This window comes from Iodobacter fluviatilis, from assembly GCF_900451195.1.
In the GTDB taxonomy this organism is placed as follows: Bacteria; Pseudomonadota; Gammaproteobacteria; order Burkholderiales; family Chitinibacteraceae; genus Iodobacter; species Iodobacter fluviatilis.
The window spans coordinates 759,395-773,217 of sequence record NZ_UGHR01000001.1; the positions used below are offsets into that span (position 1 = coordinate 759,395).

Below are 13,823 nucleotides of genomic sequence, written 5' to 3' on the forward strand. Positions count from 1 at the left end.
TAGTTATGTTAACTGAGCACAATGCCTTGCTTTCTTTACGTCCTTTTTGGGTTTCTTACCAAAGCATGTTGAAAATGGTGCAAGCAGGCGGGCGTTTTTATGCCAGCCCACAAGAAAGCTATGCCGCCAAGCAATTTGAAAAGCTGTATGAGCTGGAGCACGATCTGAGTAATCTGAAGCGAGCGGCAGATTTTATTCGCGATTTAGCGGCTGATTCTGCAGAGGGATACGACATTTATCGCTATCACGATGAGCACTTTTCTATGCGTTTTGCCGGTATCGTGGATAAGTCGCACCGGTTGGTTGGCGCTTCTTTATTATTAAAGGCCGATAAGTGTGAGGGCAGTGGCGGAAATGCTTTTGTGATTAGGGCGGCCAAAGATCATTACCCTGATGCAGCCGCTAATCTAGAGCGCCTAACAGCGCTGGAGGCCAATCATAAAAAAGCACGAAAGGCAGCTGTTGCTATGGAGGCAGGCATGCGGGGGACGGATATTGCCTTTGAAGCCATCTATCTGGATGAGTTGAATAGTAAAATTGCCGCAGCACTTGCTGCTTTGCTGCTTACATTGAAGCCGGTCTATGAATTAATTTAACAAAAAAAACAGCAAGCAGCGGATGGCCGCCACTTGCTGTTTTTTTACGCTGAATATTTAAACTTTAGACAGCTTCATGCCTGTTGCTTCAGCAGTCAGGTAACCTACAGCGCAACCAAATTTGTTTTTGTAGTTGCTGTTAACAATGGGGTTAACTGCTGCAATAGCGGCCTTGTCCATTGAGCTAATCCATTCACCCGGGTGTTGGAAGTTGCTCATGATATAAGTCCAGCCATTTACATCATCGGCAACGACCAAGCCAGTTGCTTCTGCACCCGCTGGCATAGAGATCAGGCGTGAAAGCACTTTAGTGTCGATATTGTAAGCCCACACAAAGTTATTTACGTGCTGTCCGCTGTCTTCACCAATAAACAGGGTGCGCAGTTTTTCAGAGAATTTCAGATTGTCTGGGTTGGCAATCTTGTCAGCATTGGCTGTATTACCCAATGCATCTTTTGCAATATCTTCACCAACGATCAGGGCTTTGGTTTTTACCGGTACCCATTCGCTGTTGATGGCTGCACCCGCTGAATCTTTTTGGCCGCCTGTTAAGGTGTGCGCCATGACGCCACCTGCTTTTAATGCTTTTTCCAGTGCAACGCTGTCATTTGGGTTATTGGCTTTATCGCCCTTAACCATTGAGGCCTGGATGTTTTGCAGCGCTGAGTAAGCAATCTTGTCTTTCGCGTTAACGGTGGTGCCTTCCATCTTTGTGAATACCATGCTGGCACCCACAAAGCTGGCGTAACGGTGGGTTTCAAGGAAGGCCGCTGCTTTTTCCATGCCTGGCTTGATTTTAATCCACTCAACATTGCCGCCGTTGTAGATCTTGGTGAAGCTTGCATCTGCAGGGTCTTTGCTTACAACAGTCATGATATCGTTTGGCTTGAGGGTGTTAGCCATTTTTTCGATTTCAGCGCTGGTGGCGGAGCCAAGCTTAATCCATGTCAGTGCGGCACCGGCTGCTGCCGGGTCGATAGAGAAACCTGTACCGACTTTAGCCACATACAGCGATCCTGAAGACAGATCTTTTTCTTTATCTGCAACAAAAATAAACAAGCCGCTATTGGTCGCATCGTCACCCATTAAAGCGGTGCGGTTATCCGGCATCACTTGAATCAGTTCGTGCGAGATACGGCCTAGGCAGTAATGTTTTTTGATCGAGCCAGTACCATCCGGGTTAACCGTTACTTCTGGCAGGTGGCCGTAGTGATAAGGATTGGCTTTGGTTTCATCGCCGAATACATTTTTGCTGAAGCCTTTAAATTGCGCATCTGTTGCAGCAGTAAAAGCATCCGGCTCGTATTCTTCGCTGGAAAGGTGGGTATTCCATGGTGACATGCTGGCGCCACAGGTGATCCACAGCATGTGCGCTGCTGAGGTATCTACATTGTGGTATTTAACCAGTGTCAGCTTACCTGTGGCTTGATCTTGATCTAGCGTCAGCACAGCAATAGGGGAAGGCAGCTGGCCATACATGCTTTGGCCGGCTTGGTTTTTTGAGGTGTATTCAAACTGAACAACCGCAAACACCGCTTTGCCCTTGATACCGGCAACTGTTGTTTTATCCAAGTTAATCAGTGATGTACCGTCAGCACAATCAGAGAAGAATTGTCTTTCAAGGCCAACTACGGATGTATCCATAATCGGTTTGTTGTTGATATCAACATAGCCGCCAGACAGGTTGTAACCGCCCTTACCATCAGGAACATAATCGCCTGTGATAAAGAAAGGCTTGTAAGCCAGCTTGAAGCTTTGTGTGCTGCCATCGCTAAGTTTTACATTCAGAGCGGAGCCAACGCTGGTCGTGCCCATTGCGTAGGGGTCTGCAATGCCAGGGGCTGCCATGCTGCTGAAGCTGGCTGATTCAAAGCTGATTGTGGCCGGTGGAGTGACTGATGTTGTATCGCTGTCTCCGCCACAGGCGGTCATGAGTACGGATGCGGCTGAAGCACCACCCAGTGGTAAAAGTGGAATGCTGGAGAATAATTTTAAGGCTTGGCGGCGGGAAGCTTGCATTTCATCTAACAATTTATAACTCCTCAGAGATTCCGGTCACAAAATCGTGCTTGTTAAATGCCTGATTAAGTACTAGCGGCATTAATTCTGCGTAAGTTAACGTGTTTACATGACAAGCTCATGACATATCCCTTTGGGATTTCACGTACTGCTTAGGGGATGAATTTGAAAATGTCGTGGGTATTTGTAAGCTACATTAAGCACTGCGTAATCAGTCTGGCTGATGAGGTGATGTTCTTAATGAGAAGGCGAATGGCAGTACATAAGACGTTTTTTCCTGAATAAAAGCCAGAATTTTTGAAAACGCTTAATGCTCGTTGAAGCAAGCGCGTATGCAAGTTGATTTTATTGGTAAACGATGTGTTTTTTGGGGTGGGGTATATTTTAAAAACGGCTTATTTTTATGATGAAGAGGCGTTTTATAGATCTGAAAAAGGGCGAAAAAAAGCCCGCCATTTACGCCTTTAGGGATAAATAGCGGGCTGTTTATTGCTTACAAAAAACTAAATCAGCCGCAGGCACCTACATGGCCACAAGACAGGCAGCGGCTGCAGCCGTCTACTTTTTGTAAGGCATAAGCACCGCATTCCGGGCATTTCTTGCCGGTGGCAATGGGGCTGACTGGTGCCAGCGGGGCTTCATAATGGCTTTCGTTAATCAGATAAGTCATATGCTTGTTTTTGAAACGTTCAGCCAGCAGCTTGGTTGGAACCTGATTGCCAGAAGCATCCAGGAAGCCGCGTTTGGTGAGGATTTGTTGCAGTGCATAGCCAATCGCAGCCACTTCAGATTCGTGGAATAAAGGCGCTTGCGAGCCGTCTTCTTTATTAATCATGCCGCAACGGACGGTGCCTTTGCCCCAGATGACTTCGCGCATATCGGCCAGCGATTTTGCAATCGATCCACCCGAGCGTGCCGCCATGGATAAAAGGCGCATGCTGGCGGTAATCCATTGCTGATCTTCGCTTTTTTGGCTGGCAGGCATAAAAAATTCAAATGGGCGCTCAATTGTCACCAGCTCACCGCCCACCATGCCTGAGATATGAATAAAGCTGACGGTAAGGTAAACCACTTTTTTACCTTCGTACGTCATATACACGATTTTGGAAGTCACTGATTCCAGATCGCCATTCGGGCGGCGGTCAAACTGCTTGCGCAGTAAATCATCATCGGGAATTGGCTCTTCTTCTGCCACCGCAACAGGCGCTTCAGCGACCGATAACACACTACCCAAAATGCTATTGGGGCGATAAGTCGCTAGGCCTTTTAGCCCTGCACGCCATGCATCCATATAGAGGTTTTGGAAATCTGCGTAAGGATAATCTGCAGGCACATTCACTGTTTTAGAAATGGCCGAATCCACAAAGGGCTGCACGACTTCCAGCATCTTCATATGATCGCTGGCTGACATATTTAGCGCGGTCACAAAGGGCGCTGGCAGCTTGCTGTCATCCGATACATCGTTACCCATATGGCGGTACAGACGCCATGCGTGATCGGCCACTTCATAAGTTTGCGTGGTGCCGTCGCTCATGCGTTTTTTGCGGTTATACACCCATGAGAAAGCAGGCTCGATGCCGTTAGAGGCGTTGTCTGCAAAGGCCAGCGTAATGGTGCCGGTGGGCGCAATGGATAAGAGGTGCGAGTTACGCAGACCATGCTTGGCAATCGCCGCACGAATTGCCTTTGGCAGACGTTTAGCAAAATTGCCTGCTAGGTATTTAGTGCTATCAAACAGGGTAAAAGCGCCTTTTTCTTTGGCTAAATCCACCGATGCCAGATAAGCCGCATCGCGCATGACCTCTGATATTTTCTGCGCCAGCGCACGGCCCGCATCAGAATCGTAGCGCAGGCCCATCATCACCAGCGTGCTGCCAAGGCCCAGGTAGCCCAGACCAATGCGACGTTTGGACATCGCTTCGGCTTTTTGCTGTGGCAGCGGCCATGCGGTGGCTTCCAGCACATTATCCAGCATCCTAATCCCAATGCTGACGACCTCCTGGAAGCCCTCAAAATCAAAGCTCACATCGCTGGAAAAAGGCGATTTTACAAAGCGGGTGAGGTTGACAGAGCCCAGACAGCAGCAGCCGTAATCCGGCAAAGGCTGCTCGGCGCAGGGGTTGGTGGCTTCGATGGTTTCGCAGTAATACAGATTGTTGTCGCTATTCATGCGCGATAAAAACAAAATGCCTGGCTCGGCGTGATCGTAAGTGGATTTCATCACCTCATCCCAAAGCGCGCGTGCGCGTATGGTTTGGTGTACCCACAGGCCGTTTTCACGCAGATATGCGCCCGCCGCGATTTTTTCCGGGCCAGGCTCGGCTTGGTGCACGAGGCAGAAGTCTTTGTCCTGGTTAACGGCTTCCATAAACTCGTCGCTTACGCCGATCGAGATATTAAAATTAGTCAGCCCGCCCTGATCTTTAGAGCGGATAAATTCCAGGATATCCGGGTGATCGCCACGCAACACACCCATCTGAGCGCCACGCCGCGCACCCGCTGATTCAACGGTTGAGCACGACGCATTAAACACCTGCATAAAGGAAACCGGGCCGGAAGCGCGGGAACGTGTGCCGCGCACCAGTGAATCTTTAGGCCGGATAGTCGAGAAATCGTAGCCCACACCACCACCACGGCGCATGGTTTCTGCCGCATCAGAGAGCGCGGTATAAATGCTAGGCTTGCCGTCCGTGATGCCAGAAACTGAATCGCCCACAGGCTGCACAAAGCAATTGATCAGCGTGGCGTGTAAATCCATACCCGCAGCAGAGTTAATACGGCCAGCCGGTACAAAACCATTTTGCTGCGCCCATAAAAACTTCTCTTCAAAGTAAGCTTTAAAATCAGGCTGCTCTACGCTGGCCAAAGCGCTGGCAACGCGCGCTTGTACATCGGCAATCGAGGCTTCTTCGCCCTTGGCGTACTTTTCCAGTAATACATCCAGAGAAATTTCTTGCGGGGCCATATCGGTGTTTCCTAAATAATTAATCGTATTCGGTGTCATGCGTACTGCGTCATGGTTTTTTGAGGCGGTGCAATATAGCTCTTTTTTCTGCTGCTTCCATTGTTCAAGGGCAATAAGGCGGCCGTGCAGACAAACGGTGATGCTTAAATTTTGTGAAAATCAGCCCGTTTGCAGCCGCCCTTGGGCACGCTGCTCCTAGAGGGTACGCATCTGTCTATTTTACGACCTTTGGCCTAGTTTGCTTAGCCGCTTTGCTGTTCTGTGTAATTAATGACATGGTAATTTATCCGTTTTATTTATTTGGAATGATTATCTAGCTTGCTGGGTGTTGTGATTTTTTTGATTTGTTTTCTGGGCGAGTATTTTTTTTTAATGTGCTTGTTAAAAAAATGTACGGTGGTTCTGGGGATGTGTTTTATTGGAATTAAATATTGTTCATAAATTTTCTTGGCGGTTTTATGCCGTGATTTACCCCATCTTTTTAAAGGTTTAGTTTAATTGAATATATATGGTGTTTTTAATTAAGAAAATTTGTTTTTTTGAGGGTAAATTAAAATCACTAGGGTTTTTTATTATTGTATTTCTTATGGTTTGTTTTTAATGTGCGATAGGGGTGCATCTTTGGTGTGTTGAGGGATTGGCCAAGTTTTAAGTGTATTTACTCTTCTGTAAAAAACATAAGCATGTTGTTTAATTTTGGCTATCGTTATGTTGGCAGCCTGTTTTTTTCTTCAGAATCATTTGTGCATTGATGTGTTTAACTAATGGAAGTACGGATAATGAAACTTAGAACTCGGATCTGGATCATTGTGATTGCCGCTTTATCTGGCATCATCCTTATGGGTGTAGGGGGCTTGTATCAGTTGCGTCAAAGTATGATGCAGGAGCGCCGAGCGCAAATTATTCAGCTGCTGGATTTAGCCAAAGCCCAGCTGACGCATTATCAAGAGCTGGAAGTCAGTGGCAAGCTCAGCCGTGAAGAGGCTCAAAGTCGGGCTAAAGAGGCATTGGCTTCGCAAAGAGCGGGCAGTACTTATTTTTTTATTCGCAGCATGACCGATGATACCTTTGTATTTCATATCGATCCCAAACGAGTAGGCAAGCCTGATCCGGGCGCAAAATCGCCGGATGGCAGGACGGCCGTGCAGGTGATTCGTGATGGCCTTGCTGAAAGCAAAGATGGTAAAGCGTTTGCTTTAACTTATACCGCCCGCCCTGGTAGCGAGGATAAAACGGCGTATCCAAAATTAAATGGTGTCATTCAGTTTGAGCCATGGGGATGGATTCCTGGTACCGGGTTTTATCTGGATGATATTGATCGCTTATTCTGGAACAGCGCAATTAAAATGCTGGTGGCTGTTTTTATTATTCTTGCCATTATGGGCGCTTTAGCGATGGCAACAATGCGGAGTATTTTGGGGCAATTGGGCGGAGAGCCTCAGTATGCGGCGGATATTGCACTTAGTATTGCAAATGGTGATTTATCTCAACAAATTGATGGCAAGGCAGGCAATCATAGTTTAATTGGATCTATGCGCTCCATGCAGCAGGGTTTGCATGATATGGTCCGGCGCTTTAATCAAGCCTCGTCCACTTTGGCCAATGCGTCTCAGCAATTAAATAAAGAAACGGCACACATCAGCCGGGGCAGCCAGATGACTTCGGAGGCAACATCTTCCACCGCAGCCGCCATTGAAGAAATGACGGTCAGTATCAGCCATATTTCATCCAGTGCTAGGGAAACAGAGGTTAATTCGCAGCAGGCTGCAGAGCTGGCGACTGAGGGTGAAAAAATGGCCCAGCATGCCGCAGACGAAATTCGCCGTATTTCGGGTGATATCAGCTCTGCTGCAGAGTTGATTCGTGGCCTGGTTGATCGTTCACGCGAAATTGACAGTATGAGTGCGGTGATTAAAGAAATTGCAGATCAGACAAACTTGCTGGCGCTTAATGCCGCAATTGAGGCCGCAAGGGCGGGTGAGCAGGGTCGGGGTTTTGCGGTGGTGGCCGATGAGGTGCGTAAATTAGCCGAGCGAACCAGCGGTGCAACACAGGATATTACCCGTACGATTCGTGCAGTGCAGGATGACACGGATATTGCAGCAGGCTCCATGGATTTAGTGCAATCACAAGTAGCTCAGGGGGTTGATCTGGTGGAAAAAGCAGCTTCGGCCTTACGTGAAATCAATAGCGTAACCCGTGCTACTTTAGAGAAAACGCGCGATGTGGCGAATGCTACTCAGGAACAAAGCCAAGTGAGTAACAGTATTGCTGGCAATGTGGAGCGCATCGCCCAGATGGTGGAAGAATCCGATGCATCTGTCCAAGCTGCTCATGAGCAGGTACGCAGCCTCGACGAGCTGGCGCGGGAGCTGACACTGGCAGCGGCCAAATTTAAGCTTTAGGCGCGTGGCTCGATTAATCAAAGCTTGCCCTGTTCTGTTTGCCAGACTGATTCTTTATGTGGTTGATAAAAAAAGCCCCTGCATCAGCAGGGGCTTTTAAGCTTAAAGATATGGAATAAAACGCTGGCGTTTATTTCAGTTTCACATTCCAGTTTTTTTCCACACACTTCACATAATTGCCTTCGATCAGCGCGTTGTAGGGCGTTTGGTAATCAACCAACTGGCACTGATTATCCTGCCCCGCACTCCAGGTTTTTTCCCAGAAAATAGGGTAGGCGGCGGAGCTGCCTTTTTCGAAGCGCTGCATATTGGTGCAGTTCATCGATTCTTGCTTGATATCCCAGCCTAAATCACGCGCAAACTCGGTGTAGTAGTCGATGCGGTTTTTAGCTGCTGGTTTGAGCGTTGCATCCTGGCATTCGGCATTGATAATTTGAATTGTGGTTGGGAAGTCATTACCCAGGCCACGCGCCTTATCTTGCGCATTAGGTACCCATGTACCGTCGATCACATGCAGCATCGATGGTTTTGGTGGTTGTGGATACACAAAGAAGAAGGTGGCAGAGGCCATATTCAACCAGCTTTCAGCAACCTGATCAGGATCATTCAGAAGCTTGGTCTGATCGCCACTAAACATCACTTGCGAGAACGGGCCATAGTTGTAGTTGTAGGAAAGCTGCTTAGCGCCACGGCCATAATACTTTTTAAAGCTGCCGTCTGCGTTTTTGCCGCAGGTCCATACGCCGTTAAAGACAGGATCGGTACATTCGGTGTTGTAGCCGCAGCCTGTGCCGGTTTCGGTGCAACCCATTTCACGTACATGCACCAGCGCCTGACGCCATTCATCAATGCCGTATTGGGTGACGCTATGGCCACCGGTTTCTTGGGCAAAGTGTGCAAACATGGTGGCGAGTGAACGGCGGCAGATTTGGTCTGCATTGCGGCCATCGCTGTAGTCGTCACAAATGCCTGGGAATTTGGCAATGGCTTGCAAGAAGCGCTGATAGGTATAGCTTGGGTGGCGCACTGAAAAATAGTATTGAAACTTTTGCTCAGGCACGAGCGTTTCAACCCGTTTTACATTCAGCGGGTTATCACTTTTGCCTGGGGCAACGGCATCAACTATGGCGTTGCTGGCCGTGCGTACCGATGCTTTTACCTTGCGGAAAAAGTCGTTATTAGTCAGCTCGGCTTCGCGGGCCAGAGCCTGGCTTAGCGTTGGTACGCCATTCGGCGGAGGCGTTGTGCCACCACTGTCACCACCACCTGTGCATGCACCGCTATCGGTCCATGTGGCGCTCTTGCCAGGCTCTTCGGCCGCATTAACCCACCATTTGGCCGTGTAGTTATGATTTGCATAGCTCACAACACTGCCTCCCACATAGCTGCTGCTGGATACCCAGGCGGCTTTACAGGCGATGGTTCCCGGAGCAGGTGTCGGTACGGCAGTAGGTACAGGTGTTGGGGCCGGTGTTGGCACGGCTGTAGGTACGGGCGTCGGAACGGCGGTTGGCACCGGCGTTGGAGCGGGGGTCGGCACTTTTGTCGGTGCAGGAGTCGGTACTTTTGTGGGAACGGCGGTTGGTACAGGTGTTGGGGCAGGCGTCGGCACTTTAGTTGGAACCGGGGTTGGTACTGATGTAGGTACGGTGTTGACTAATTCCCACGGGCCCCATTGTTCTGCGCCCGGCACATTTCCTTGGGTCCACCATTTGGCTTTCCAAGTCTGGCCTTTATAGCTTGCGGTTGCGCCAGCAGTGTAGGTGCTGCTGGCGCTCCAGTCGGCTGCCATCAGAGAGGCGCTCATAAACATCGCGGCTAACAGCGCCGTGATTTTTATCTTTGTTTTCATTGTCTCTTGCTCCATCCAAAATAAAGTCTGTTGGCTGTGCTTGGGATAAGCAGCAGCGCAGATCAGGTTTAAAAAGGTTTGCAGGCTTGTTGCCCGTCTGTTTTGGTATGAAGTGGTATCTTCATTTGTCGTTGTAAGGTTTGCGGATAGTAGCAGTTGTAGTCGTGGTGTCAATGACTACGGGCACCTGTTTGATGATTAATTCAAGCTTTGTTTTATTTTGATGACCTAAAGCAATTTGGCACAATATTCTGCTAATTTAAGCTAAGTTATTGTTCTTAAAGAAAGCGGTGCTGTGGAGGTGTTTCAGTGAGATGATTTTTTGATCAACCGCCTGCCCGCGTTTTAAATACGGGGCTCACTCTAGCTAAAAGTGGGTAATCGCGCTGTAATTGGTATTACGTAGCGTGCTACTGTGGTTGTTATTTAATTGATTTGGGCGGGCGTTAGTAAAGGGGTGAATCCGGTATACTTGCAGCTGTTGATTTCTTGGCTGATGAGATGTTCATGCGTGTTTTTTTTCCTATTTTGCTTTGTGCAGCATTGCTGCCTTTTTGTGCCCAGGCTGAAGATGCTCCTTTGCCTTTTGACGTGCCTTCCGCTGCGCCCGTCATTGCGCGTACGCCTGCTGTGAGTAAACCTGTAGTGCATGCGCCAGCAGCACAGCCCGCAGTGAAATCTGGCCGCCATAAACATGCAGCAGCCCGCAAGAATAAAAAAGCACAGGCTGGCGTGACTAAAAAACACAGAGGCAAGCAACAGGCTGCTAAGAGCACCCGGCAAAAAAACAAAAAGACCCGCGTTGTGACTCATAAAAAAGGGGCTGGTGTTCAGCATGCTAAGAAGGTTTCAGGGGCAAAGCCAAAGATCGCGCATAAACAGCCCGCCCATAAAAAAACAGTGCATAAAAAACGCGCAGGGCATTAAAAATTGACACTGACCCGTGTGCAGCTAAGCCGGATCTTTAAGTGAAGAAATGGGGCAGCGCCAATCTGCTGTAGCTAAGAGGCGTCCCCTTCTTAAATCAGATGCATATTTGTCTGTGAGCGCCACTGGACACAAGTCTTGGTGCACAGGGGCCAGACAGATTAAGTAGCGCAATGTATCGCTTAATGGATCTGAACGAGGGTGTTTTGATCGAGCCGCAAGGGCTTAGGTCAAGCTTTGCTTTCGAGTGGATTCAGTGAAAGATAAGTAAGGTGCTATGATTTGGCCTGAATACCTCCGTTTTTTCTTACTCACACCATTGTATGGTTGAAGCCCAGTATGTTTTGCCGTCACTTACTATTTGCTTTTTTATGTGGCACTCCTTTTCTGCTGCAGGCGGCTGAATTAAAGGTTCTGGTTTTAGATGGTGATGCTATGCCATGGGCAGAGGTCAGCAATAATCAGCTTAGTGCAGGTCTCTATTTTGACCTTGGCCAAGCACTGGCTGCGCAAATGGGGCGCAAAGCCCAATTTGTGCTTTTGCCGCGTAAGCGTTTAGTGCATGCCATTGAAAGTGGCGGGGCAGATGTGCTGTGTAATTACCTGCCTGTCTGGCTGCCCGGAGATTTCGACTGGAGTACGCCGTTTATTCCCAATGCCGAATTACTGATCAGCGATCAAAAAGCAAACAAACCCGCATCGCTGGATGGCTTTGCGAATGTGCGGATTGGTACGGTACTGGGCTATGTGTATTCAGATCTTGATCAGGCTTTAGGTACGCGTTTTTTACGTGATGATGCGCCCAGTATGCGTCACAACTTGCGAAAAATGACGGCAGGAAGGGTGCAGCATATGGTGATTAATCAGTTTGAGCTGGAATATCTGCAAAGACAGGGGCAATTTAAAACGCCATTGCATCCGTTTACGGTGCTGCGCAGTTTTAAGGGGCAGTGTGCGGTTTCCCGATCCGGACAGGTAACAGTGGCTGAGGTCAATAAGGCGATTGTGGCTTTACAAGCACAGCATGTTTTGAAAAAACTGATAGAGCGCTATCAGTGATTGGCAATCCATTTTAATGGCTGGCTAAAAATGGATTGCCTGCAGTTTGTCGGTCTTATGCGGAAATCTTGGCCAGCTCTTCAAAGTAAGTCGGGAAAGTCTTGGCCGTGCATTGCGGATCGTTAATTTGTACCGCTACGCCTTTAACGGCCACCAGCGAGAAGCACATCGCCATGCGGTGATCGTCGTAAGTATCAATCGCTGCGCCTGCAATCAGTGATTCAGGTGGTGTGACGGTAATAAAATCTTCCCCCTCAATTACACTTGCCCCCACTTTACGCAGCTCGGTGGCCATGGCGCTCAGGCGGTCGGTTTCTTTAACACGCCAGCTGGCGATATTTCTGAGTGTGGTCGGGCCTTTGGCAAAGAGTGCGGCGACGGCGAGCGTCATGGCGGCATCGGGGATATGGTTCATATCGGCATCAATGCCGGTTAACTGGCCGCTCTTTGGTGGTGCTGCTTCAATAAAATTACTGCCCCATGTGATCTCGGCACCCATCAGGGCCAGTGCCTCGGCAAAGCGTTTGTCGCCCTGAATACTGTCGCTGCCCATGCCGGTGACGCGAACCTTGCCGCCACCCATCGCACCTGCAGCTAAAAAGTAAGAGGCCGATGAGGCATCGCCTTCTACTTCGATAATGCCGGGGCTTTGGTAAATTTGGCCAGCGGCAATGCTAAAGCTGCTCCAGCCGTTTTGCTTAACCTCTATGCCAAATTTCGCCATCAGTTTGAGGGTGATATCGATATATGGCTTGGAGATTAATTCGCCGATTACTTCGATCGTCACGGCCTGGCCGGTAAGGGGCAGGGCCATTAAGAGCGCAGTTAAAAACTGGCTGGATACATTGCCTTTTACTTTGATGACCTGCCCGTTGAATGTGGCAGGTTTAATTGCCAGCGGCGGGTAGCCTTCTACGCCGGTGCAGGTAATATCAGCACCTGCTTCACGCAGGGCGTTGACCAGATCGCCTATCGGGCGCTCGTGCATACGGGCCACACCGCTGAGGGTGTAATGGCCTTGGCTGAGCGCCAGCGCGGCGGTCAGCGGACGAAATGCCGTGCCTGCATTGCCGAGGAATAATTCTGCTGCTTTAGCCGGAAATGCACCTGCTGCGCCGTGCACAATAAAATCACGGCTATCGCCAATCTGCTCCCATTTAATCCCTAATGCTTTCAGCGCTTCAAGCATGTAATGGATATCGTCTGCGGCCAGTAAGCCTTTTACTTCCGTTGTGCCTTGTGCGAGTGCTGCAAGCAAAAGTGTGCGGTTTGAAATGCTTTTGGAGCCGGGCAGAGCAACGGTGCCGTTGACGCGGGCGATAGGGGCGAGGGCGATGTGTTCCATAAGGCGTTCCGTGTTTAAGGGTTTTAGCAGGTCGGGGTGGCGTCGTTACAGGGCTTATATAGGTTTAACAATATCCGCAGGCTGGGGCATGGTAAGGCACTTTTCTGTGCTAGGAAGTCGTGTCACAAAATGGGCGCAGAGATAAATATTTGTCATTAAAACCATTCCTGGGCGGTCGTTGTCTATCGATTCAGGAATGGTTTTTAGTTTAAAGCGCTTTAATCGCGGTCATGCCCATGCCCTTTTCCATGGCCTCGACCATGCCCATGATGCTTATCGTGATCTCGATCATTGTGACGATCACCTTGATAACGAGGCACGACTTCTGAGTTGTACCAGCTTTCTTGTACAAAGTAGACGGGGCGGCTGCAGGCATTGTATCGACGACAGTGTTTGGACCAGTTTTTAGCGTGGCCCGGTGGAACGATCAGATACATCGGTGGCTGTACCACTGTGACCTGCTGAATGATTCTTGGCTCGCGGTAAATAAGGCGTGGCTGCTGAAAGTCGCCAAGATTAAAGCTGCCATAAAAGCCGGGCTGCCCAAATTGTACCGATACCCCTGCATGAGCTGCAGATGAGATCAGCATGGCGAATAGCAGGCTCGCTTTGGTGAAGTATTTTTTCATGGTTATTCCTCTTCAGACAAGGCCTT

The 13,823-nt window shown here is 49.1% G+C and carries 9 protein-coding genes; 4 read left to right on the forward strand and 5 right to left on the reverse strand.

Going from position 1 to position 13,823, the window contains the following annotated elements:
* The first annotated feature begins 5 nt into the window (after window positions 1-5).
* Window positions 6-596 carry a hypothetical protein gene (locus DYD62_RS03460; protein WP_115226087.1) on the forward strand — a complete coding sequence of 197 codons (591 nt, stop codon included), beginning with the start codon at window positions 6-8 and terminating at the stop codon, window positions 594-596.
* A gap of 57 nt (window positions 597-653) precedes the next feature.
* Here the strand turns inward: DYD62_RS03460 and DYD62_RS03465 are convergent, their stop codons facing one another.
* A complete protein-coding gene (locus DYD62_RS03465) occupies window positions 654-2,627 on the reverse strand; it encodes a PhoX family protein (RefSeq protein WP_233702866.1) in 1,974 nt (657 codons plus the stop codon).
* Window positions 2,628-3,123: 496 nt separating this feature from the next.
* The gene (locus DYD62_RS03470) at window positions 3,124-5,619 is read right to left on the reverse strand and encodes an adenosylcobalamin-dependent ribonucleoside-diphosphate reductase (protein ID WP_172476476.1); all 2,496 of its coding nucleotides are present in this window, start codon (window positions 5,617-5,619) and stop codon (window positions 3,124-3,126) included.
* A 740-nt stretch (window positions 5,620-6,359) separates the two neighbouring features.
* On the opposite strand from DYD62_RS03470, the gene DYD62_RS03475 reads away from it, so the two are divergent.
* Window positions 6,360-7,985 (forward strand): methyl-accepting chemotaxis protein, encoded by a 1,626-nt coding sequence (locus tag DYD62_RS03475; RefSeq protein ID WP_165928595.1) that lies wholly within the window; start codon window positions 6,360-6,362, stop codon window positions 7,983-7,985.
* 130 nt (window positions 7,986-8,115) lie between these two features.
* Here the strand turns inward: DYD62_RS03475 and DYD62_RS03480 are convergent, their stop codons facing one another.
* Window positions 8,116-9,837, reverse strand: coding sequence for a glycoside hydrolase family 19 protein (locus DYD62_RS03480; RefSeq protein ID WP_276527784.1), 1,722 nt, complete (start codon window positions 9,835-9,837; stop codon window positions 8,116-8,118).
* A 507-nt stretch (window positions 9,838-10,344) separates the two neighbouring features.
* On the opposite strand from DYD62_RS03480, the gene DYD62_RS03485 reads away from it, so the two are divergent.
* A complete protein-coding gene (locus DYD62_RS03485) occupies window positions 10,345-10,764 on the forward strand; it encodes an NADH-quinone oxidoreductase subunit E (RefSeq protein ID WP_132038607.1) in 420 nt (139 codons plus the stop codon).
* A 339-nt stretch (window positions 10,765-11,103) separates the two neighbouring features.
* Window positions 11,104-11,823, forward strand: coding sequence for a substrate-binding periplasmic protein (locus tag DYD62_RS03490; protein WP_115226091.1), 720 nt, complete (start codon window positions 11,104-11,106; stop codon window positions 11,821-11,823).
* Between the two features lie 55 nt (window positions 11,824-11,878).
* On the opposite strand, the gene aroA is transcribed toward DYD62_RS03490, so the two are convergent.
* The gene (gene aroA / locus DYD62_RS03495) at window positions 11,879-13,168 is read right to left on the reverse strand and encodes a 3-phosphoshikimate 1-carboxyvinyltransferase (protein WP_115226092.1); all 1,290 of its coding nucleotides are present in this window, start codon (window positions 13,166-13,168) and stop codon (window positions 11,879-11,881) included.
* 218 nt (window positions 13,169-13,386) lie between these two features.
* A complete protein-coding gene (locus DYD62_RS03500; protein WP_115226093.1) occupies window positions 13,387-13,797 on the reverse strand; it encodes a hypothetical protein in 411 nt (136 codons plus the stop codon).
* Window positions 13,798-13,823: the final 26 nt, after the last annotated feature.